Consider the following 20,303-nt stretch of genomic DNA (forward strand, 5'->3'; position numbering starts at 1 on the left):
TGGGGAATACCAGCATGTTACGCCTGAAAACATTTGCCGTTTCGCTCTGGCTGTCCTGTGTGCCCGCGGCGGGAACGGATCTCGTGGAGGTCGATGTCGCCATTGTCTTCGCCGTCGACAGTTCCACATCGGTCGATCCGGCGCGCGCGGACCGGCAGAGGATCGGGCATGCCGAGGCCCTGCGTTCGCGAGAGGTGATTTCCGCCATTACCCGGGGGGAAACCGGTTGCATCGCGATCACCTATTTCGAGTGGGCAAGCGCCGGCAGCCTGCGCACCGTCCTGCCCTGGCGGGCCATTTGCAACGAAGTGCAGGCCCGAGCGGCCGCACAGGTGATAGAAGACTACGGCGATACCGGCCATGGCCGCAGCCGCGGCGGGCACACATCGATTTCCTTTGCCATCGATGCAGGCAGCCTGTCGCTTCGCCCCTGGAGCGGCAAGGCCATGAGAACCGTGATCGATATCTCGACGAACGGGACCAACAATGACGGCCTGCCCATCGGCGTCAGCCGGCGACAGGCCCTGGCCGAGGGGCACGTCATCAACGCCATCGCCCTCGATCGATCCGAAAAGGGGGTGACGGACGATCTTGCCGGCTATTTGCGCGAGAACGTCATTGGAGGCCCCGGGGCCTTCGTATCGGCGTCGAACGACCCGCCCGGCTATGCGCGGGCGCTACGCCGGAAGATGGCGATCGAAATCAGCGGGAGCGTTTCGCCGCAAGACGCTGAAACCACGGCCTATCTGCGATGACGTCCCGATCTTTCCCGTCCGCTTTCGGTCTTGCCCTGTCGCTGCTTTTCGCACTCGCGCTTTCCATGGCGGGGCCGCTGCATGCGCGGGCGGCGAGCTCCGCGCTCGGACGCATCCAGCAGCAAGGCGTGCTCACCGTTGCGATGTTCCGCGAGGACGTTGCGCCGTTCTTCTACACGGATGCGGGCGGCAATCTGGTCGGCATCGACCCGACCCTCGCGCACGATATTGCCGAAAAGCTTGGCGTGAGGGTCGTCTTCGACCGATCGGCGACAACCTTCGACGGCGTGGTGGAAAAGGTCCGAAGCGGCACGGCCGATATCGCCATCAGCCTGCTCAGCGATACGCTTGAGCGCGCGGCGCGCGTGAGCTTCAGCCGGAGCTATGTCAGCGTGCGGCAGTTCCTGCTGATCAACCGGCTGGAATTCGGCAAGCTGGCTGCCGAGCGCCGGACGGGCAATGCCGCCGATTCCGTCGTAACGCTGCTCGACGACCCAGCCTCCCGCATAGGCGTGATCAGCGGCACCTCCTATATCGGCTTCCTCAAGCAGGATTTCCCCAGGGCCCAGATGGTGGAATTCGGCGACTGGCGCGCCATGCTCGCCGCCGTGAAAACCGGCGAACTCGTCGCCCTGATGTATGACGAGATCGAGATCGGCAACTGGCGCCATACCGATCCGGCAGGATCGCTCGACCTTCGGCCATTCCACCTCACCGGTCATCCGGACACGATCGCCATAGCGGTGAACCGCGATGACCAGGACCTGAAGGCGTGGATCGACCTCTATCTCGGCAAAAGCGGCGAGAGCGGCTTCCTGCAGTCCATTCTGGATAGCCATCTTTATTCCGCCGACAGGGGGTTGGCCAATGATTGAAACCTCCGGACGGCATCTCGCCTCCCTCCTCCTGCACCCGGCCAGCGTTTTCGCCGGCCTCCCGTGCGGGGCCTTTTACGGATGGATCGACGCAGGGGCCTCGCCGCTCATCGAATCCGCCGGGCAAATCTATCTCCGGCTTTTGCAGATGTGCTTCATTCCCCTGCTGTTCTCGGCCGTGGTAACGAGCCTCGCCAAGCTTTTCTCCAGCGGCGCGGCGCGGCGATATCTCGGCCGTCTTGTCTGCTTTTTCGCGGCCGGGCTGGCGCTTTCCGGCGGCCTCGGATTGCTTCTCGGCGAAGCCGGGCAGCCCGGGGTCAACCTTCAGCACCAGGCGCGGCAGGTGATCGGCGAGGTGATTTTCCGTGCCGAGGCGGCAACCGGCGCAACGAATGCGGCCGACTTCATGGACATTGCGATCGGCATCGTTCCGGAAAATATTTTCGTCGCGCTCAGCAGCGGCAACATGCTCGCCATCCTGTTCTTCGCGCTGCTGTTCGGTGTTGCGCTCGGCTCGATCGACAAGGAGAAGTCCGAGCGGGCGATAGCGCTGTTCGAGAGCCTTTATGACGCACTCACCACGATCATCGGCTGGCTCATCTACATTTTGCCGATCGGTCTTTTCTGCCTGGCCTACAGTCAGGTCTCGAGCATCGGCCTGCCGATCCTGATCGCCATGCTGAAACTCGTCCTTTTGATCTATGCCGGTGGCCTCGTGCTCGTGCTGCTGTCCTCCCTGATTGTCTGGAGGAGGCTCGGAGGCGATGTCCGGCGACCTGTATCGGCGCTGCGCGAGGCGGCGTTCGTGGCGTTCGGCACGTCAAGCAGCTTTGCCGCCCTGCCGGCTGCGTTGCGCGGTTTGAAGCGTGGCCTCGGCATGGATCGCGATGTCGTCGACCTGGTCATGCCGCTTGGCATCACCCTCAATCCACCAGGTTCGGTTTTCCACTTCGCGATCGCGACCGTGTTCCTGGCCAATCTCTACGGCGTCGATCTCGATGCGGGTCAGATGGCATTCATTCTGTTGGCCTCCGTTCTGGCGGGTCTTGCTGCGGCGGGAGCACCCGGTGTGGCAGCCCTTTCCATGATGTCGCTGATCCTCATACCGCTTGGCCTGCCGGTGGAGGTGGCGATCATCCTGCTCGTGGCGATAGATCCGATCGTCGATCCGGTGTTGACCGTCGTGAACGTCCAGGCGAATGCTGCCACGACCGTGCTGCTCGCGACAGCGAGCGATCACGACACCGGAACCACGACAGAAACGTTTCCCCTGCAGGATCCGGCAGTTTCTTGAATCAAAAACCGATGCCGCAGCCAGCCTTTGTCCGAGAGCGTTGGATAGGCGGGGCAAGGCATGACTGTCCAACACGACCGAGGCCGCCGTTGCCCATCCACCGATAATCTGGCAAAAGACCGAGATATTTGCAACAAATGAGCGAAGTTCTTCTCAAATGTCTCGACGCCCACTACAGAAATTGCAAGCCTCACTCGTCGCTCGCCGCTTCTATATCGAGCAGAAGACAAAATCCCAGATCGCCGACGAACTCGGAATTTCGCGATTCAAGGTAGCCCGGCTGCTGGATACCGCCCTGGCCGAGGGGATCGTCAAGATCGAGATCAGCGATCAAGGCGACATGAATACTGAACTGGCCGAAAAGCTTCGGCAGAAATACGGACTCAAAGCGGCCCTGGTCCTGGACGGCCCGGACCTTCATTCGGGGGAACTCTTCGAGCCGCTGGGCCTGCTCGCGGCAGATTTTCTCGAAGAGTCGCTGGTGGACGGGCAATTGCTCGGGCTCGCCTGGGGACGCACGCTTTCCGCCACGGGCAAGGCTCTTGGGCGGCTACCTCGGGTGGACGTCGTCCAAGCCGGCGGAAGTCCTGCCGGGCTGGACCTTTCCCAGAATCCGACCGAGCTCGTCCATCGCGTGGCTCGAGCCAGCGGCGGGGCCGCCTATCCGCTATTCGGCCCGATGTGGGTCGACGATCCGGACCTGATAACGAGGCTTCGCAACGAGACGTCCATTGCGAGCGCCATGTCGCGGTATGACAGGATCGATGTTCTCGCCGTCGGCATCGGCTCCTGGCGGCCGGCAGAGTCGTGTCTCTGTTCCGGATTTCCTGAGGACTGGCGGCGTGAGGCGTTGAAGAAGAACGTGTGCGCCGACGTATGCGCGACGCTCATCGATGAGGCCGGCGAAGCGGTGGAAAGCCCCCTGGACAAAACCGGCCTTTGCCTGAGCACCGCGCAGCTTCGGCGTATTCCGGAACGCATTGGCATCGGCGGCGGCATCGAAAAGGCGGACGCGATCCGCGCAACACTGAAGGGCCGTTGGATCACGACTCTCATCACGGACGCCGGAGTCGCAAGAAAACTGATGGCGCCTTGACCAACAATTACGCTCAAATGAGCATTCATATACTCACTTGACGCGTTTTGCAGCCTGCCCTATGAATCCGCTCATCAGGGAGACTTCCATGCAGTCAGAACACGAGTGGGTCGGTCGCGCGAAGCAGGTAATCCGAGCGGATGCCGCGGCTATTCTTGGAACGCTTGACGGGGTCGATGAGACTTTTATCGCCGTTGCCAGGAAATTTATCGAGTGCAAGGGTAAGATCCTGGTCACCGGAAGCGGCACTTCCGGCGCCATCGCCAGCCGGGCAGCACATCTTCTTTCCGTCGGCGGCACACCCGCCTTCTACTTGCCTCCGGCCGACGGCCTTCACGGCGGACTGGGCGTCCTTCAAGCGGAAGATCTCGTCCTCGCCCTTTCCAAGGGCGGCAGCTCGGATGAACTCAACGAGTTTTGCGCACGCGCCAAGGCTCTCTGCTCGCGGCTGATCTCCATTACGGCAGACCCGAGTTCTCCGCTTGCGCAGATGTCCGACGACGTAATCAAGCTGACGCTCCCTGATGACAGCGATCTCGGCGCCGTCGTTGCAACCGGCAGCTCGCTTGCGACCGCCGCCGTGACCGACGCTCTCGTCGAAGTCTGCCGCGTCGCACGGGGCTACGGTTGGGACAAGATTCTGTTCACCCATCCTTCCGGTGCGGTCGGCCGCGACGCTGACGACAGCCTGAAGCGGCTCCAGAACGCCGGGGGCTGAACGGATGCAACGCGATCTCGCCGCCGGCGTCGATTCCTCCACCCAGTCCTGCACGGTCGTGCTGCGGCGCCTGGAAGACGGCGCGGTCGTGGCCGAAGCGCGCAAGCCGCACCCGCCAACAACGCCGCCGCGCAGTGAGCAGGCGCCCGAGGCATGGTGGCAGGCGCTCGTCTCCGCATTCGGCGAACTGACGACGTACCTTCCGCGCATCGCCTGCATTTCCGTCGGCGGCCAGGGACATGGCCTTGTCATGCTCGGCGAGGACGGCCTGCCGCTGCGCGACGCCAAGCTTTGGAACGACACCGAGTCCGCGTCCGACGCCGCAACGCTTTGCGAGAAGCTATCTCCAAAGGAGTGGGCACAAAGGACTGGTTCGGTGCCTGCCGCTGCGTTGACGATCAGCAAACTTGCGTGGACCGAACGCGTTCATCCAGGTTTGCTCGCCAAAGCGCGACGGATCATGCTTCCTTCAGACTATCTTCTCTACCGGCTGAGCGGCCGGGCTGCGACCGAGCGCGGCGTCTCGTCGGGAACCGGATACTTCAATCCCTTTGACAACCGATGGGACTTCGCGCTCGCCGAACTGGCCGCGCCTGATATGGATTGGGAACGCGTCCTGCCCGAGATCATTGCTTCAAGCGAGGCAGCAGGGCCTGTTCAGCGGATCGATGGGCTTGAGCCTCTTCAAGGCGCACTCGTCGGCGCCGGCTCCGGCGACAACATGACGGCGGCGCTCGGCATGGGCATCCGCGAGGGTGACGTTGTCATCTCCCTCGGAACCAGCGGTACGCTTTACGGCCGGACGACGATCGGCATCAAGGATCCAACCGGGGCCATCAACGGCTACGCCGACGCGGCGGACGCGTTCCTGCCGATGATCACCACCTTGAATTCGGCGAAAGTGACCGACGCGTTTCGCAGGATCCTGCGCGCGACGACCGACGAATTCGATACACTCGCCCTCACCACCGAGCCGGGTGCGCGCGGACTGGTGCTCGTTCCTTATCTCGACGGAGAACGAACACCCAATCTGCCGGATGCGACCGGCGTGCTCGCTGGCATTCGCAGCGACGTCGAACCGAGCCAGATCGCCCGTGCCGCCGTTGAAGGGGTAATTTGCGGCCTTCTCGAAGGTGGCGATTATCTCTCATCTCACGGCCTCGAGCGTAACGGTCGGCTGATCGTCACGGGCGGCGCCTCGCGTTCCAGGGCATACCGCCAGATCCTCGCCGATCTCACAGGAAGGCAGGTCTGGACTTGCGACCTCCCGGAGGCGGCGGCGGCGGGCGCCGCAGTCCAGGCAGCAGCGGCCGTTGGCGGACACCATACCTCAAAGATCGCTGAACAATGGGAGCCTCGATACGAAATCGTGGCGGAGCCGTGCAAGCGTGATGACGCACGGATGGAAGACGTGCGGGGAGCCTACAGGGCCGCCCTGCCCCTCGCAGATTGGAGGAAGGAATGACGGACATGACACAGATCCAACCACAAGAAGGTAAGGGAGTTCGAATTCCCGCCGAAGCGGGCATCGCATTCGTTCTTCTCGTCGTGATGATCGCCGGTTCAATCGCTTCTCCCAACTTCCTCACGCTTTCGAACCTGTTCGTGCTGCTTCTCAACGGCGCAGTCATCGGCTTTCTTTGCCTGGGGCAATCCTTTGTTCTCTTCACGGGGGGCATCGATCTTTCCTGTGGGTCGATCGTCGCGATGACCTGCGTCCTCGCTGCGGTCTTCATGGAATATGTCGGATTGCCCTGGCCGGTCGCGGCGCTGCTCGTGCTGGCAGCCGGAGCGCTTGCCGGCGCCCTCAACGGGCTCATCATCGACAAGACAGGCGTACCGCCCTTCATCGTGACCTTCGCGATGATGGGTGTCGCTGCCTCCATCCCGCAAATCATTACGGGTGCGGAATCCATCCGTGTCATGGACTTCGGCTTCCGGTTCATCGGGCAATACAAGCTCTTCGGAATTCCTTTCCCGGTCGTCGCTCTCGCGATTGCCGTCGTGGCCGCCGCCATGTTCATCAAGCGAACGGTCACCGGAACGCATATCTTCGCCGTCGGCGGCAATGTGGAAGCGGCGCGCCTTGCGGGCGTCAATACCTCCCGCATTACCATCCTCGTCTATGCGATCTCCGGTCTCTGCGGTGCATGCGGTGGCCTGATCTATGGCTCTCGTCTGATGACCGGCTATCCGACCGCCGGCCGCGGCGACGAACTGTTCTTTTCGATCGCCGGCGCCGTTGTGGGCGGTGTCAGCCTCTTTGGCGGCATCGGATCGATCTGGGGTGCAATGATCGGCGCAACGCTGATTGCCACCATCTCGAACCTCATGAACGTTCTGAACGTCAGCGCCTACTGGCAGCCCCTCGTCATCGGCGTGATCATCCTCGTCGGCGTGACCTTCGACACCATGCGTTCATCCAGTCGGCTTTCCCTTCCCTGGATCGCCCTGCTGAAGAAAAAGTTTTCGGCCAGCGCCTGAAAGCGCGAACCAGAGACGGCGCCGGCCGATCCGGCAATCGAATTCATCATCCAAACAGGAGGATAGCGATGAAGAAACTCGTGAAGAATTCCGTATTGGCAGCCTTTGGGGTGTCACTGGCTCTTTCGGCCGCAGCGGTCCACGCACAGGACAAGACAGTTCTGGGCGTAGCGCTTCCGAACCTGACGAACCCCTATTATGTCGCCATGAAGAAGAGCTTCGAGGAAAACGGCGCCAAGCAGGGCTTCGAAGTCCGCGTGCTCATCGCCGACAACGACGATGCCAAGCAGCTTTCGCAGGTCCAGACCATGGTCCAGCAGGGCGTCAACGCAGTCGCGTTGAACTGCGTCTCGTCCGGCCCTTGCGTCGCATCGGTTTCCGAACTCAACCAGGCGAATATCCCCGTATTCACCATCAATCTTCTTCCGGATCCGGAAGGCCTCAAGGCCGAGAACCTGAAGGTCGAGCAAGCTGTTCAAACCGACCAGAAGGCCGGCGGGACCTTCATCGGCCAGCAGCTTCTGAAGGACATCGGTGCAGAGGGTAAGGCCGTGATCGGCATCGTTGGCGAGCCGACCTCCGTTTCGGCCAACACCCGTGATGAGGGCTTCAAGGAAGCTCTGGCATCGAACCCGAACGTCAAGTTCGTCGCGCTGGTGAACGGCAAGGTCGAGGAGACCACGTCGCTTAAGGTCACCACCGAAATGCTTCAAGGCAATCCTGATATCACCGTCGTCTATTCGGACACCGAACCGGCTGCTTTGGGGGCGATCGCAGCCATCGAGCAGCTCGGCCGCAGCGACGTGACGCTCTACGCTTTCGTCGACAAGCTCGGCGTAAAGCACATCGAGGACAATTCGATCCTGAAGGCCGGCGCGATCCAGGAGCCTGCCAGGCTCGCGCAGATTCAGGTCGAAAACATCAAGAAGTTCCTCGACGGCGAGACGCTCGAGCCTGTCATCGACAGCCCGCCGCTTCTCGTCAACAAGGACAATGCCGGCGAAACCATCGACAAGGCCTACTAGAGTTTGTCAGGGAAAAGTGGGAACCAGTTTTCCCGAAAAGACAAACGAAAACAAAGGAAACTGGAGTATGTCTGATTCAGGTTGAACCAGACATACTCTAAGACACTCCGGGCGCGCGGACACCTTCGCGCGCCCGCCTGCCAATCTGTAGATGTGAGGTACGCAAGATGTCGAGCTACAAGGCGACGGGCATCACCAAGTCCTTCGCGGGCGTCGGTGTTCTACGCGGGATCGACTTCGAGGTGAAGCCTGGCACGATCCACGGCCTCTTCGGCCACAACGGCGCCGGCAAGTCGACGTTGCTCAAGATCCTCGCCGGCGCTCAGCCCCAGGACGACGGTGAACTGGCCGTGGACGGGGAACCGGTTACCCTCGCTTCGCCCAGAGAGGCGCTCGCAAAGGGCATCGGCTGCGTCTATCAGGAGCTCCGTCTGATCCCGAACCTCACGGTCGCGGAAAACCTCTTCCTCGGCAGGGAAGTCACGCTTCATGGTCTGAAGCGCACGGCTGAGATGAACACCTATTGCAAGACATTGCTTTCAGGCTACGTCCTTCATATCGACGTGACGCGAAAGGTAAAAGACCTTTCCCATCCGGAAAAGCAGCTCCTCGAAGTCATCGCGAATCTCGAAAGCAAGGCCCGCTACCTCTTCCTTGACGAGCCAACGACGGCATTGGACGGCAACCAGTCGGCGGAACTCCTTGCCCACGTCCGGCGCATCGCGCTCGAGCGCAACATTGGTGTGGTTCTGGTGTCCCACAAGCTCGACGAAGTTCTCACGATTTGCGACGAGGCCACAGTCCTGTCGGGTGGAGGCGTGGTCTATCATGCGGCCGGTGAGGACGTCAGTAAAAAGGCCATCGTTGAGGCCATTGTCGGCGACGCCCATAGCAAGCATGCCACCAGTCGGCGTGAGGCACGCGCCGCCGGCGAGATTTTCCTCAAGGTCCAGGGACTCACTGGCAGGAGGCTCAAAGGCGCAGATGTCGAAGCACGGCGCGGTGAGGTCCTGGGACTCTACGGCCTTGTCGGTTCGGGGCGAACCCGTTTTCTCCGGACGCTCTACGGCCTGGAGCCTGTGGTGTCCGGTACGGTCGAAATCGCCGGGAAACCCTACACCCCGTCAAATCCCAAGCTGGCGATCAAAAATGGCATCGCCTTCCTGACCGAAGAGCGAAAGCAGGACGGCTTCATTCCGCTCATGTCTTCCTTGCAGAACGTCGTGCTTTCCACGCTGACACGCTACCGGAACAAGGGACTTGTCGATCTCAACGCAGCACGGGCTTCGGCCAGCAAAACGCTGGCATCGATCGGCACGCGAGGGCGTCTCGACGCCCCGACCAGGTCGCTGTCCGGCGGCAATCAGCAGAAGGTTCTGCTCGGCCGCATTATCGAGCAGAACGCCGACCTCATTCTTCTCGACGAACCGACCAAGGGCGTCGATATCGGCGCAAAATCCGATATATACGACATCATCGGCCGGCTTGCTGACGAAGGCCGATGCATCGTCATAGTCTCTTCCGAAGAGGAGGAGCTGATCGAGATCTGTGACCGGATCGCGATCTTTCAGCACGGCTACTGCACAACCGCACCAAGGCCGGTCGAAGAGTGGTCGTTGGGCAAGCTGCGCGAAGCGGCCTGGGCACCTGCAGCATGACGGCACTTTCCGCTTCGGTGTATGCCGCCGATCCGTTTCACCTCGCAGAGGAGATCGAGGCGGTGTTGGCCAACGTCGAATCCTTGCATCTGGACGTAATGGACGGAGTATTCGCGCCCGAATACGGTCTCACCGCGCGAACAATAGAAGCTTTGAGCGAAAGCACGCCGAAGCCGCTCGACGTCCATCTCATGGTTGCTGAGCCCAGGCAGCCTGCCGTCCGGTTTTCTGAGCTGGGGGTCAGATCAATTGCTATTCATGTTGAGGCGACTGAGGACTTCAAGGAACTTTCTCGGATCGTTCGAAGCAACGGCTCGAAGGCCTATGCCGCCCTGCGGCACACAACGCCGGTCGCAGTGCTCGAGAAATTGGCCGATCAACTGGACGGCTGCCTTTTCCTGACGGCACCCGCGGGCGGCGGCGCATTCGACCAGCACGCTTTCACACGCCTCGCGCAGCGCCCTGCCGGTCTTTACACCGTTGTCGACGGGAAGATTGATCCCGGTCACTTTAAGCGTCTGGACCAAATGCAGGTCGATCTCGCTGTGGTGGGTGCTGCGCTTTTCTCTGCCGGTGACGCCGAAGTGCGGTCAGAAGCTTTTTCACGAATGCTCGGCGAGAGCGGATCCAAGGAGAGAGGCGTTTCGGACGCGTCACCTTCCTCTTTGCGGCGGTAGTTGCCGGCATGACCAGGCGCTTGCGGCCGCGTTCGTTAACTCATGATAGGGTGCCCAGGTTCGACACATCGACATCGACGGATTGAAAGCCGCCGCTTCCATTCACCATCGAAGCGACTATCAATACAAGAACAACGAGCAGCGAGAGCGCCCATGTTGAAAGTCGTCCGGTCGATAACGCTGTTTCTGACGGTGATGGGAGGTTTGGCACCAGCGCACGCGGGCGAACCTGGCGAAGTTGTCGCCGGCATTTATGCCAAGCACCCTTGGACCGATTTGCCTCCCGGAGGCCCCGGAGCGTGGTATGTGGAGACGGCAGCAGCCTGGGAGAGCGGCGCGTCGCATGCTGGAATGGCATTTCTTCTCGGGGCTGTCAGCCAGGTGGAGAAGGTGGACACCGAGATTGTCGCCGCCGGTACCTATGAAGCCAAGGTCCGCGCGACCCTGACCGGTAAGGACGGACCTGTTCAGGTCCTTAACTTTGGCATGATCGGTGACGACGATGAAGACGACAGATGGCGTATCATCGAGGTATTCACCGACGACGGCAAATACCTCTCCGCCGTGCTGGCGCACAAGTAGCCCCTTTCCTCGGCGCCCCCTGGAAACGCTCTAGTGGGCGCTCTTGCTAGGCCATACGCCGCCAAGCATTGATCGCAGAGGATCCTGCCACCATCGGGCAAGAGTGTCGTTCCGCTCGAAACTACGAAATAAACCCCTATTCGGCCCGTCCCCCTCGTTGAGGGTGTCGATGGCCTTGCGCGTCACGATCAACCATACCGTCGGGCAGTCGGACGATGTCGCCGGCGATATCGAGGCGGCGATGCGCGATGCGCCCGCAGACGCGACGCCCTTTGTCCAGAGAGCGTTGGAAGCCGAACGCCGGGGCGATATGGGCGCCGCGCTCTCCGACCTCGATCATGCGCTCAAGAGCGACCCGCAGTTCGGGCCTGCGCTGATGGCCCGCAGACTTCTGCTTCGCCGGATAGGGCATCTGGGCGCGCTATGACCGAGCCACTGATCCGCATGCGTGGGGTGGGTGTCTCCCTCGCTATCGACAGGCAGGCGGCTGTTGGTGCGCATCATCGCCATCAGCATGTCGTTGACCTTGCCACCCTCAAAAGGATCGAGCGTGCACTCGCGCAGACCATGAAACAGGTTCCAGGCGTTGTCGATCACCGGCTCCAATATAACGTCGGGATAGGCGAGCCGTATCGCCGACACGAGTTGCGGCAGCCAACTTATGGCGACCATCTCCGTCGTGCCAAAGCGGAAGCGTCCGGCGAAGTGCCCGGGTTTGCGAAGCGTATGTTTGATTTCCTCATAGAGGTCCAGAATGCGCTCGATATGGCCGATTATGCTTCGCCCCTCCGGGGTCAGTATGAAGTTGCGGGTACTCCGCTCAAAGATTTTGCAGGAAAGAAGGGCCTCGCCTTCCTGCACTCGCTTGGAAATGGTCGACTGCGATACGTTGATCCAGGTAAGCGAACTCTGCCCCATTCCACACTCTGAAGGAAATCTAAATATCCAAACCGGGCGATTCACATTTCTTATGCAAAATGCGGATGCAAAAAGGGTACATTCTACTCCCATCTGGACTTGACCGAACGCCGCAGGATCGCCCGCTGGCGTCACGCTGGCCTGAGTGTCGACATCATCGCCGAGAAGCTTGGGCGCCATCGCTCGACGATTTTCCGCGAGGTCCGGCGCAACGTCTACATCGACAAGGAATGGCCCGATCTCAGCAGCTACCATTGCGTGACGGCGCATGACATGGCTTGCGAGCGTCGGGCCAAGCTCAGGAAGCTTGTCCGCTTCTCGCATGTTCGCCGGTCCGTCATCGAGCGGATCATGCATGGCTGGTCGCCGCAGCAGATCGCGGGCCGGATGCGACTGGAGCGCCATCCGATCTCTGTCAGCCACGAGACGATCTACAAGTTCGCCTATTCGGCGGACGGGCATGCCATCAAGCTCTGGAGGCATCTCCCGGAACATCGTGCACGACGGCGGCCGCGGCATGCCAGGCGCCGGCACGGTCAGCGCTTCAGTCCGGATCTCAACATCCTGCGCCGTCCGGACGTCGTCGCCGATCGCAAGCAGTTCGGGCATTGGGAATGCGACCTCATCCAGTTTCGCCAGCTCCTGCGCAACAACGACCGGCAGTCGCGGCCGATCATGGAGCGCCTCATCGGCGTGCTGCAGGCCCTGCCCCTTCGCGCAAGACGCTCGATCACCTTCGACCGCGGGACCGAATTCACCGACTGGCCCTATCTCCAGGCCGGGATCGGTTCCGCGACCTGGTTCTGCGATCCGCAATCACCCTGGCAGAAAGGCACCGTCGAGAACACGAATGGCCGGGCGAGGTCTTCCGCCAGAAGCTGCTCGCGCAGATGCGGTCGGCAGGATAGGATCAACGAGCCCGCAAGTCGCGTCTCGGCTTAAGCTCACATACGTAACCGTATCGTAGATCTGTATCCACGGTCCGTAAAGGATGACCGACTACCCTGGTTTTCCATGGCTAGGCGGTCGCAGGACCTGCAGTACCGAACTATCGCGTGACCAAGTCCGCGCCGAACCATTTCAGACTGATTGCCTTCAACGTGCCATCTGCCGTAATGGCCCGAATTGCGCCATTGAACTTTTCTGTGAGAACCGCGTCCTCTTTTCTGAGACCTATCCCGACACCAGGTCCGAACACTCCGCCCGAGATGCGCGGCCCGTAAAGATGGGTTGAGGTTCCATCATTTGAATCCAAGAACGCCTTCCAAACGGAAAAATCCGCCAAACCACCATCAATCCGACCGGCCACAAGATCGAGATTGAGGCTGTCCTGTTTGTCGTAGGTGCGAACCTCGACAGCGTCGCCAAAATAATCCCTGACAAACGCTTCGGCATTTGTGGAGCCCTGCACGCCGATCGACCGCCCTTTCAGGTTTTCCTTCAGGTCCGCCAAGACGCGCTTGCCGGCATCCGTTTCTGTTGTGAGATCGAGCTTCGAGGCACTCTCCATCGTCGGAAGGTCGCCCCCCTTTGAAACGACGAAATAGTTGGAGGTCAATGCATAGGGCTCCGAGAAGGAAATAACCTGTTTGCGCTTCTCGGTTATCGACATTCCGGCCATGATGGCATCGTATTTTCCGACTGTCAGAGCGGGAATGATCCCATCCCAGGCTTGGGTGACAAATTCGCATTTGAGGTTCGCCCGCGCACAAAGTGCTACACCGACATCGATATCAAAGCCAACCGGCTCCCCGGACGCATCGACCGAGTTCCAGGGAGGAAAAGCGCCCTCCGTGGCAATTCTAATCGTCTTGGCATCCTCGGCTTGAGCCATTCCCGCCAAGATGCTCAGAACGACAGCAGATGCAGTAAATTTCAGGATGTTCATCTAGTTTCCCTTTCCAGGTTTTCGATGTGGTTTCAGGTGTAGATTCTCGGAATGTGGTCGCGCAGGCCCGCATAGATGCCGACGACATCTGTCCCCCAAAGCGCCGCAATTTCCCCATGTGTGATGACTTCGTCGCTCTGCTTGCCGAGCAGCACGACCTTGTCACCGAATCGGGCATCGGGAGCATTCGAGAGGTCTATTCGCACGTGTTCGAGATGAGCCGGCGGCAACAGACGGGCTCGCGTGCCGCCTACGAGCGCTTCGGCACCCGGCGGAACCTGCCGGGGGAGGCCGTCACCCCAACCCATGCCGAGAACACCAAGCTTCATCCCCGACCGAAAGCCTGGAAGGTCCGGGATGGGACCAAGAGAAGCATCGAGGTGTTTAACGGCGACGATGGTGGTGCAAATCGTTTTCAACGCCTGTTGCAAGACAACACGGCGGACGGGTGTATGACTTTCGGGTAACCCAACAAAAAGTGCACCCGGATCGACGGCGTCCATGTCCATTTCCGGATAGGTGAGTACACCCTCCGTGCTCGACATCATGGCGACGACGGGTCGGTCTCCACACACCTCGGCCTCCGCGAGGATCGCCCGCATCCGGTGAAGTTGGAATCCCACATCGTATGATGTTGAGGTTGGAAGCTCGCTCATGTGTGCATAGATTCCATCGACCTGCACATCGGAGTACGCGTTCGCCGCTGCAAGCAGTGGACCCGCGTCCTGTGGCGATGCCCCTGCGCGAAAGAAGCCCAAGTCGACCTTGATGAAGACGCGGGTTTTTGTCATTGCCGCGCGCCATCGTTCAAGCTCATCAATGCTGGAAACGCTCACAGTGAGGTCGAGCGCTTCGATCATCAGCCCAGCCGCTGGCAGGGCCCCGGGATATAAAAGGATGCGCTGTTCAGCCCCCATCCTTCGGATCGCCATGGCGTCGAGAAGCGACGCTACCGCAAACCCATCAACCCCCTCCGCCGCCAGCGCGCGCGCCACCGGGCCGGCACCACATCCATAAGCGTTCCGCTTCAGACACGCATAAATGCTGACATTCTGGGGAAGCAAAGATCGCAGCTGGCGATAGTTGTGCCTGATTGCCCCCAGGTCGATTTCGTACCAGCTTCCTCGCAGTAGGGCCGCCTCTGCACAACCGAGGTCATAACTTTCAATGAAAGGCGCTAGGTGAGCGGTCATCGCGACACCTTCCCGATCGCGTAACCCTCCGAAGGTGGGATGTTCTCGCGGTTGTCGTTCTCTGCACGAGCGCGACTTTGGTGGCTCGTGATCCCCCGCTCCAACCGCCCGAAGAGGTGGACGACCACGAATGTGATACCCAGATAGATCAACGCCGCCGAGATAAAGACCTCATAGGGCGAGAAGGTCTGCGCGACGATCTTTCGCGCTGTGCCCGTCAGTTCCATCATCGTGATGGTGCTGGCGAGCGAACTCGCCTTCAGCATCAATACTACTTCGTTTGCATAGGCCGGCAACGAGAGACGAAAGGCGACAGGCAGAACAATCCGTCTGGTTCGCAATGCGTAGGACATGCCCAGCGCCTTAGCCGCCTCGATCTCACCGCGCGGTACTGCACGTATGCCGCCGCGCAGGATTTCTGTCGTATATGCTGCGTGGTTGAGGGAGAACGCGATCAGCGCGCACCACCAAGGCTCTCGCAAGACCGGCCAGACAAAACTCGTGCGGATCCACTCGATTTGGCTCGCGGCGTAGTAAATCAAAAAAATTTGAACGAGGAGCGGTGTTCCTCGAAATGCAAACGTATAGAGCAGAATGGGGCGCGATAGCCCTGTAGACCCTGACGCACGCATCAGCGAAAGCGGAATTGCGATGACGAAACCAAAGACAACGGAAGCTGCTGTGAGTTGGATGGTCAGGAGTGACCCTTCGAGCAGAAGGGGCAGAACGTCAATAATAAGGTGCCATTCCATGTCGATTTCTCAATCTGCGACGCGGACGCCGCGATTTGCGCGCCGCTCGAGCAAAGTCAGCCCAGCCAGCGATACGGAGGTGAAGAAGAGGTAGAGAGCTGCAGCGACTGTGTAGAAGGTGAGTGGATCGTGGGTTGCACCCGCCGCAACACCGGTCTTGCGCATCAAGTCTTCAAGCCCGACCACGGAGATGAGGGCGGTGTCTTTCAGCAGCGTGAGCCAAAGGTTTCCGATGCCAGGCAGCGCGTACCGCCACATCTGGGGGAAGATGACCAATCGCCACGTATGCACCTTCGACAAGCCGAGCGCATGTGCCGCTTCGATCTGGCCGGTCGGGACGGCGCGGATTGCGGCCCTGAAAACTTCTGTCGCGTAGGCGCCGAAGACGATGGTCAGTGCAAAGACGCCGGCAGCGAAAGCATCGACTTCGACGTAGCGGCCGAAAGCCGCGGTCATCGCAACCGTGCCGCCAAAATAGAGGATAAGGATGATGAGGAGTTCGGGGACACCGCGAATGATCGTTGTGTAGATGTCTGCCAGTTGCCTGAGGGTCTGGAAGCGGCTGAGTTTTGCCATCGCTCCGCAAAGACCGACACCAAGCCCGAGAACCAGGCTGGTTGCCGCTACGCGCAAAGTCGTTATCGCCCCAGCAGCGATCTGATCGCCGAAACCTTGCAATTCGATCATTCGTGCAGCTCCCTTGCTTGCGCAGAGAGGAACTGTCTCAGTCGGAATGACGCAGGATTGCGAAACACAGCTTCCGGCGGCCCCTCCTCCTCGATCCGTCCCTGATGGAGAAAGAGGATGCGGTTCGAGACCTGCCGCGCGAAGCCGAGCTCGTGCGTAACAATGAGCATTGTTCGGCCTTCATCTGCCAGCGAGCGGATGACCTTCAGCACCTCCCCAACGAGTTCAGGATCCAGTGCCGATGTCGGTTCGTCGAAAAGGAGGATTTCAGGTTCCATCGCCAGAGCGCGGGCGATTGCGACGCGCTGCTGCTGGCCGCCGGAAAGGTGAGTTGGATAGGCGTGCCGCTTGTCGGCAAGGCCAACTTTCGAGAGAAGCTCTTCCGCGCGTAGCCGCGCTTCGGCTATAGTTATACCCCGAACATGGATCGGTGCCTCAACCATGTTCTCCAGGACTGTCATGTGAGACCACAGATTGAAGCTCTGGAAGACCATCCCGAGCTTGCAACGCAACGCATTGATCTCTCCTTGTGCTACGATGCCTGAGCGTGCGTTGATATGGCGTCCGCTGACCCAGATCTCGCCCTCGCTAGGTTCTTCCAGAAAGTTCAGGCACCGAAGGAGCGTGCTTTTCCCGGATCCGCTGCTTCCGAGGATTGAGATGACGTCGCCGCGTTCCGCTGTGAAGGACACCCCTTTGATGACTTCGAGCGTATCGAAGCGCTTCTTCAGCTCCACGACGCGCAGAGCAGTTCGTTGCTTCGCGGTATTGTCACGAGCGTGATCGCCATTTGATAGTAGGTTCACTAGCAGTCCCTCGACTTGTCTTTTGCCGAGGATGCAACACTGGCTCGGTTGGGGCTTGCAGCGAATTGACGTGCCTGCGATTTTTTATCGGAAAATCATTCGACTGATTTATCCAGCGACGAGCTGCGAAATTCTTGAGGCGTCGTGCCCGTCTCACGCCGGAACGTATTGGCGAAATGGCTCGAACTAGAGAAGCCGCACATAAGCGCCACTTCGGTGATCGGCATCTTGGAAAGGCGAAGGTACTCCTTCGCCCGCTCGACCCGCCGCCGGACGATGAAGGCGTGGGGCGGGCATCCCAGCGTTTGCTTGAAGGCCCGGCAAAAATGTGGGATGCTCAATCCCGCGAGAGCAGCAAGCTGACCCAACGACAGATCGGAGGTCAGTTCGTCGTCGATTTTTTCGATGACACGGTTCAGGTTTGTCGTTGCCAACCCGCCCTTTCGGGTCGTTGCGACATATTTCTGGCGGCGGAACAACTGCGCAAACATCGTAGCCACGTAGCTTTCCACTACCATGGTGCTGAGCGGATTTTGATCACCGATTTCTTCGCCGATACCGCGCGCGGCGTTCATAATGATCGTATCCTCGCAACCAAGGTCAGGTGAAAGGGTCGGAAGTATGCTGGTAGCCATTCGAGAAAAGACATCCTCCACAAACACTGGGTCGATCGTGATCGAAAGGTAAGCGGCCGTGGAAGCTCCAACCTCCCACCCCCTCCAGTGACACCCGGCGGGAATGAAGAGGACGGCACCGGGCCTGCGGTAGACGAAGCCTGTCCGCTTTTCGTCAAGGAAGTGTTCGCCGCGTTCGGAGTTGCCTTTCAGGTTCAGGAGGATGAGATGGCGGTCCGACTTAACCGCGATCTCTTCCGCTTCAAGGCCAGTGCGGCGGACAAGATCGGCCTGGACGTGGCGCCAAGTCTTTTGCTCATGGACAATCGTCCGGCACTTGCCGGCCTTGAATCTGGGGGGCGGGGATGTCGCCTGGACCTTCATCGGTCACATCCCCCTGTTGTGCGCAGTGACTTGTCAATCGACCAGCCACATTTGGGAAACACGGCGGCGCTGCAGGCATGGCGGTCCACACTGATCGAGGCGTAGAGGTAAAGCTTCTCAAAGTGGCCGCACACCGATCCGATCGGCTTTGCAAACCACACGCCTTGTCGCTGTTCTGGGTGCTGCATCGATATCCCCGGGAAGAGAGTTTACCGCGGTGCGTCCCCGCGAAACTCGCTAAACCTCCGACTGATCGGGGAGTTAGTAACTGTCCGTGACAGCCCCATGGCCTTTAGCTCCGAGGAACCTGGACATACGCCACAGGCTCCCCGACCCAAAAGGTCGCAGAGTTCGGTGCTGACACAACCAGCACCAGTTGCACGGAGGGGTTACTAAGCCCCGAGGCAGCACGTACTGCCTCGCATCCGAAAATAGAGGAAGCGGTTTAACTTCGCTAGAGACATGCGATGAAAAATTGCGTGGAGGACTGGAATCGCGGTGCGATTGTTGAATTCTGGCACTACTCTTTAGATGGCGGCCTCGGTGGGCACGACGAGTTCGTGGCATTTTATCAACCAGATTGCGTCGACGAACCTGGCGGATGCGAAACAACGTCATTGGGGCGTTCGTCGGTGTTCCGCTCTACGCCGACATTCTTTCCTTTTCCGTAGAAAAGAATGAGGACGACCGTGCCGATGGCAAGGATCACACCGTAGGCGAGAAACAACGATGATGGCGGGACGTCGTCGGCGACCACCGACACGACCGCGAAGAGAACAACGCCTAGGAGAACACCGACGCTGTGGAGCACGCCCTTTGCCCGGCCGAGTGTTGCGCTCGAAATGCTCGATTGGATCGTGACTTCAAGGGCCACTCTCCCGAGATTATAAAGGGTGCCCAATGTCGCAAACGCGACGAGGGTAAAGGGTGGATCGAGTACCTTGAGCAGTGCAAAGGACACCGCGCTTAGTCCAAGGATAGCGAACTGCAAGGCCGGAACTCTCGCTGCATGTACCAGAGGAATTAGAAGCAAGGCACCGAGGATCGATCCAGCCGACCAGGAGCTCTCGAGTTGCCCGAAATCGATCGCATTTCCACCGTGTTCATCAAACACAAAACTCGGGCCGATCACGCTAACCAGCATACCGCCGGTGTAGAGGAGAGCGTAGATAGCGCCCAGACAGAGGAACTGGGGATCGATGACGAGTGAGATCGGCCGCACATCCCCCACGCCTTCCGCGGGATTTTTCCCGTGTCGGACAACACGCATAATGATGGCTGAAAGGGCGAACCCGATGGAAACAGCGCCGAATGTGACCATGGCATTTGACGCATGCAAGAGGACGCCAACGATCCCCGCAGCAGCGAAGCTTCCAGATTGCATCAGAGAAAATGTCATTGAGTTCGCTGTTGCCAGCGAGAATTTCGCGCTGATCGACGGGATCATGGATTGCGACGCTGTAAGCGCGATCCGATCACACGTCGCGAAAAGCACCGCAGATAACCAAATGGCCCACATCACATTCGTCGCCATCAGGATCGCGCCCAAGGCAATCGCGGCCACGACACGTATAAATTCCGCAATGATATAGAGCATGCTCCTATCGAAACGGTCGGCCAGCCAACCGGCGGCCGGACTGGTGATGAGTTCCACCAAGCTAATGATTGCGAAGAAACCCGCGACCGCGCCGCTGCCGCGTCCGGATGCGATCAGAACCCAAGCACATGCGATGTGGTAGCCGTTGCGCCCGACAGCGGATGCGAACGTGCTCGCCAGGAACCAATTGAGCGAGCGCGTGACGCGGACGTTGGGGTCTGGCGTTGCCACTGAGCATGGTCGGGGCATTTTTCTTTTTCACGATTAGAGACCCGAGTGAAATAGCCAGTTGCGAATTCC

20 protein-coding genes and 1 pseudogene are annotated in these 20,303 nt (G+C 59.9%); 13 read left to right on the forward strand and 8 right to left on the reverse strand.

Annotated features, from left to right (window positions below; translation table 11 throughout):
* Positions 1-14: 14 nt before the first annotated feature.
* The 12 genes from VGN93_RS11200 (at position 15) to VGN93_RS11255 (ending at position 11,591) form a co-directional block, all read left to right on the forward strand.
* Positions 15-755, forward strand: coding sequence for a DUF1194 domain-containing protein (locus tag VGN93_RS11200; protein WP_319317071.1), 741 nt, complete (start codon positions 15-17; stop codon positions 753-755).
* Complete coding sequence (locus VGN93_RS11205) at positions 752-1,630, forward strand: ABC transporter substrate-binding protein (RefSeq protein ID WP_319317074.1); 879 nt, start codon at positions 752-754, stop codon at positions 1,628-1,630. Before VGN93_RS11200 ends, VGN93_RS11205 begins: the two co-directional genes overlap by 4 nt.
* On the forward strand, positions 1,623-2,924 hold the full coding sequence (locus VGN93_RS11210; RefSeq protein ID WP_319317077.1) for a dicarboxylate/amino acid:cation symporter: 1,302 nt from the start codon (positions 1,623-1,625) through the stop codon (positions 2,922-2,924). Before VGN93_RS11205 ends, VGN93_RS11210 begins: the two co-directional genes overlap by 8 nt.
* 157 nt (positions 2,925-3,081) lie before the next feature.
* Positions 3,082-4,020: a sugar-binding transcriptional regulator gene (locus VGN93_RS11215; RefSeq protein WP_319317080.1), complete on the forward strand. Its 939-nt coding sequence runs from the start codon at positions 3,082-3,084 to the stop codon at positions 4,018-4,020.
* Positions 4,021-4,108: 88 nt separating this feature from the next.
* Positions 4,109-4,738: an SIS domain-containing protein gene (locus VGN93_RS11220; RefSeq protein WP_327507569.1), complete on the forward strand. Its 630-nt coding sequence runs from the start codon at positions 4,109-4,111 to the stop codon at positions 4,736-4,738.
* A 4-nt stretch (positions 4,739-4,742) separates the two neighbouring features.
* Complete coding sequence (gene xylB / locus VGN93_RS11225; protein WP_327507570.1) at positions 4,743-6,203, forward strand: xylulokinase; 1,461 nt, start codon at positions 4,743-4,745, stop codon at positions 6,201-6,203.
* Positions 6,200-7,222 (forward strand): ABC transporter permease, encoded by a 1,023-nt coding sequence (locus tag VGN93_RS11230; RefSeq protein ID WP_319317089.1) that lies wholly within the window; start codon positions 6,200-6,202, stop codon positions 7,220-7,222. Before xylB ends, VGN93_RS11230 begins: the two co-directional genes overlap by 4 nt.
* A 68-nt stretch (positions 7,223-7,290) precedes the next feature.
* Positions 7,291-8,247 (forward strand): substrate-binding domain-containing protein, encoded by a 957-nt coding sequence (locus VGN93_RS11235; protein WP_319317092.1) that lies wholly within the window; start codon positions 7,291-7,293, stop codon positions 8,245-8,247.
* A 167-nt stretch (positions 8,248-8,414) separates the two neighbouring features.
* Positions 8,415-9,905: a sugar ABC transporter ATP-binding protein gene (locus VGN93_RS11240; RefSeq protein WP_319317096.1), complete on the forward strand. Its 1,491-nt coding sequence runs from the start codon at positions 8,415-8,417 to the stop codon at positions 9,903-9,905.
* Positions 9,902-10,582, forward strand: coding sequence for a hypothetical protein (locus VGN93_RS11245; protein WP_319317099.1), 681 nt, complete (start codon positions 9,902-9,904; stop codon positions 10,580-10,582). Before VGN93_RS11240 ends, VGN93_RS11245 begins: the two co-directional genes overlap by 4 nt.
* A gap of 153 nt (positions 10,583-10,735) precedes the next feature.
* Complete coding sequence (locus VGN93_RS11250) at positions 10,736-11,164, forward strand: hypothetical protein (protein ID WP_319317102.1); 429 nt, start codon at positions 10,736-10,738, stop codon at positions 11,162-11,164.
* A 169-nt stretch (positions 11,165-11,333) separates the two neighbouring features.
* A complete protein-coding gene (locus VGN93_RS11255) occupies positions 11,334-11,591 on the forward strand; it encodes a hypothetical protein (RefSeq protein WP_327507571.1) in 258 nt (85 codons plus the stop codon).
* Here VGN93_RS11255 and VGN93_RS31300 read toward each other — a convergent pair.
* Positions 11,501-12,175: a LysR family transcriptional regulator gene (locus VGN93_RS31300; RefSeq protein WP_414714082.1), complete on the reverse strand. Its 675-nt coding sequence runs from the start codon at positions 12,173-12,175 to the stop codon at positions 11,501-11,503. The two genes, VGN93_RS11255 and VGN93_RS31300, sit on opposite strands and share 91 nt — an antisense overlap.
* Here VGN93_RS31300 and VGN93_RS11265 point away from each other — a divergent pair.
* Positions 12,128-12,946: pseudogene (locus VGN93_RS11265) on the forward strand (IS30 family transposase); the annotation flags it as partial. The gene VGN93_RS31300 and the pseudogene VGN93_RS11265 overlap by 48 nt on opposite strands.
* A gap of 184 nt (positions 12,947-13,130) precedes the next feature.
* On the opposite strand, the gene VGN93_RS11270 reads toward VGN93_RS11265, so the two are convergent.
* The 7 genes from VGN93_RS11270 to VGN93_RS11300 form a co-directional block, all read right to left on the reverse strand.
* Entirely contained in the window at positions 13,131-13,970 is an 840-nt protein-coding gene (locus VGN93_RS11270) for a transporter substrate-binding domain-containing protein (protein WP_327507574.1), read from the reverse strand.
* Between the two features lie 32 nt (positions 13,971-14,002).
* Positions 14,003-15,163, reverse strand: coding sequence for an alanine racemase (locus VGN93_RS11275; protein ID WP_327507575.1), 1,161 nt, complete (start codon positions 15,161-15,163; stop codon positions 14,003-14,005).
* The gene (locus VGN93_RS11280) at positions 15,160-15,915 is read right to left on the reverse strand and encodes an ABC transporter permease (protein ID WP_327507576.1); all 756 of its coding nucleotides are present in this window, start codon (positions 15,913-15,915) and stop codon (positions 15,160-15,162) included. Before VGN93_RS11280 ends, VGN93_RS11275 begins: the two co-directional genes overlap by 4 nt.
* 9 nt (positions 15,916-15,924) lie before the next feature.
* Positions 15,925-16,602 carry an ABC transporter permease gene (locus VGN93_RS11285; RefSeq protein WP_327507577.1) on the reverse strand — a complete coding sequence of 226 codons (678 nt, stop codon included), beginning with the start codon at positions 16,600-16,602 and terminating at the stop codon, positions 15,925-15,927.
* On the reverse strand, positions 16,599-17,408 hold the full coding sequence (locus VGN93_RS11290; protein ID WP_327507578.1) for an amino acid ABC transporter ATP-binding protein: 810 nt from the start codon (positions 17,406-17,408) through the stop codon (positions 16,599-16,601). Before VGN93_RS11290 ends, VGN93_RS11285 begins: the two co-directional genes overlap by 4 nt.
* Positions 17,409-17,503: 95 nt before the next feature.
* Complete coding sequence (locus tag VGN93_RS11295) at positions 17,504-18,406, reverse strand: AraC family transcriptional regulator (protein ID WP_327507579.1); 903 nt, start codon at positions 18,404-18,406, stop codon at positions 17,504-17,506.
* A gap of 571 nt (positions 18,407-18,977) precedes the next feature.
* Positions 18,978-20,234: an MFS transporter gene (locus tag VGN93_RS11300; RefSeq protein WP_327507580.1), complete on the reverse strand. Its 1,257-nt coding sequence runs from the start codon at positions 20,232-20,234 to the stop codon at positions 18,978-18,980.
* Between the last annotated feature and the right edge of the window lie 69 nt (positions 20,235-20,303).

This window comes from Shinella sp. (assembly GCF_035998705.1).
In the GTDB taxonomy this organism is placed as follows: domain Bacteria; phylum Pseudomonadota; class Alphaproteobacteria; order Rhizobiales; family Rhizobiaceae; genus Shinella.

Excerpts from the sequence above, each read along its gene's own strand:
- VGN93_RS11200 (WP_319317071.1), top strand. The coding sequence starts at position 15 with ATGTTACGCCTGAAAACATTTGCCGTTTCGCTCTGGCTGTCCTGTGTG.
- VGN93_RS11205 (WP_319317074.1), top strand. The coding sequence starts at position 752 with ATGACGTCCCGATCTTTCCCGTCCGCTTTCGGTCTTGCCCTGTCGCTG.
- VGN93_RS11210 (WP_319317077.1), top strand. The coding sequence starts at position 1,623 with ATGATTGAAACCTCCGGACGGCATCTCGCCTCCCTCCTCCTGCACCCG.
- VGN93_RS11215 (WP_319317080.1), top strand. The coding sequence starts at position 3,082 with ATGTCTCGACGCCCACTACAGAAATTGCAAGCCTCACTCGTCGCTCGC.
- VGN93_RS11220 (WP_327507569.1), top strand. The coding sequence starts at position 4,109 with ATGCAGTCAGAACACGAGTGGGTCGGTCGCGCGAAGCAGGTAATCCGA.
- xylB (WP_327507570.1), top strand. The coding sequence starts at position 4,743 with ATGCAACGCGATCTCGCCGCCGGCGTCGATTCCTCCACCCAGTCCTGC.
- VGN93_RS11230 (WP_319317089.1), top strand. The coding sequence starts at position 6,200 with ATGACGGACATGACACAGATCCAACCACAAGAAGGTAAGGGAGTTCGA.
- VGN93_RS11235 (WP_319317092.1), top strand. The coding sequence starts at position 7,291 with ATGAAGAAACTCGTGAAGAATTCCGTATTGGCAGCCTTTGGGGTGTCA.
- VGN93_RS11240 (WP_319317096.1), top strand. The coding sequence starts at position 8,415 with ATGTCGAGCTACAAGGCGACGGGCATCACCAAGTCCTTCGCGGGCGTC.
- VGN93_RS11245 (WP_319317099.1), top strand. The coding sequence starts at position 9,902 with ATGACGGCACTTTCCGCTTCGGTGTATGCCGCCGATCCGTTTCACCTC.
- VGN93_RS11250 (WP_319317102.1), top strand. The coding sequence starts at position 10,736 with ATGTTGAAAGTCGTCCGGTCGATAACGCTGTTTCTGACGGTGATGGGA.
- VGN93_RS11255 (WP_327507571.1), top strand. The coding sequence starts at position 11,334 with ATGGCCTTGCGCGTCACGATCAACCATACCGTCGGGCAGTCGGACGAT.
- VGN93_RS31300 (WP_414714082.1), bottom strand. The coding sequence starts at position 12,175 with ATGGGAGTAGAATGTACCCTTTTTGCATCCGCATTTTGCATAAGAAAT.
- VGN93_RS11270 (WP_327507574.1), bottom strand. The coding sequence starts at position 13,970 with ATGAACATCCTGAAATTTACTGCATCTGCTGTCGTTCTGAGCATCTTG.
- VGN93_RS11275 (WP_327507575.1), bottom strand. The coding sequence starts at position 15,163 with ATGACCGCTCACCTAGCGCCTTTCATTGAAAGTTATGACCTCGGTTGT.
- VGN93_RS11280 (WP_327507576.1), bottom strand. The coding sequence starts at position 15,915 with ATGGAATGGCACCTTATTATTGACGTTCTGCCCCTTCTGCTCGAAGGG.
- VGN93_RS11285 (WP_327507577.1), bottom strand. The coding sequence starts at position 16,602 with ATGATCGAATTGCAAGGTTTCGGCGATCAGATCGCTGCTGGGGCGATA.
- VGN93_RS11295 (WP_327507579.1), bottom strand. The coding sequence starts at position 18,406 with ATGAAGGTCCAGGCGACATCCCCGCCCCCCAGATTCAAGGCCGGCAAG.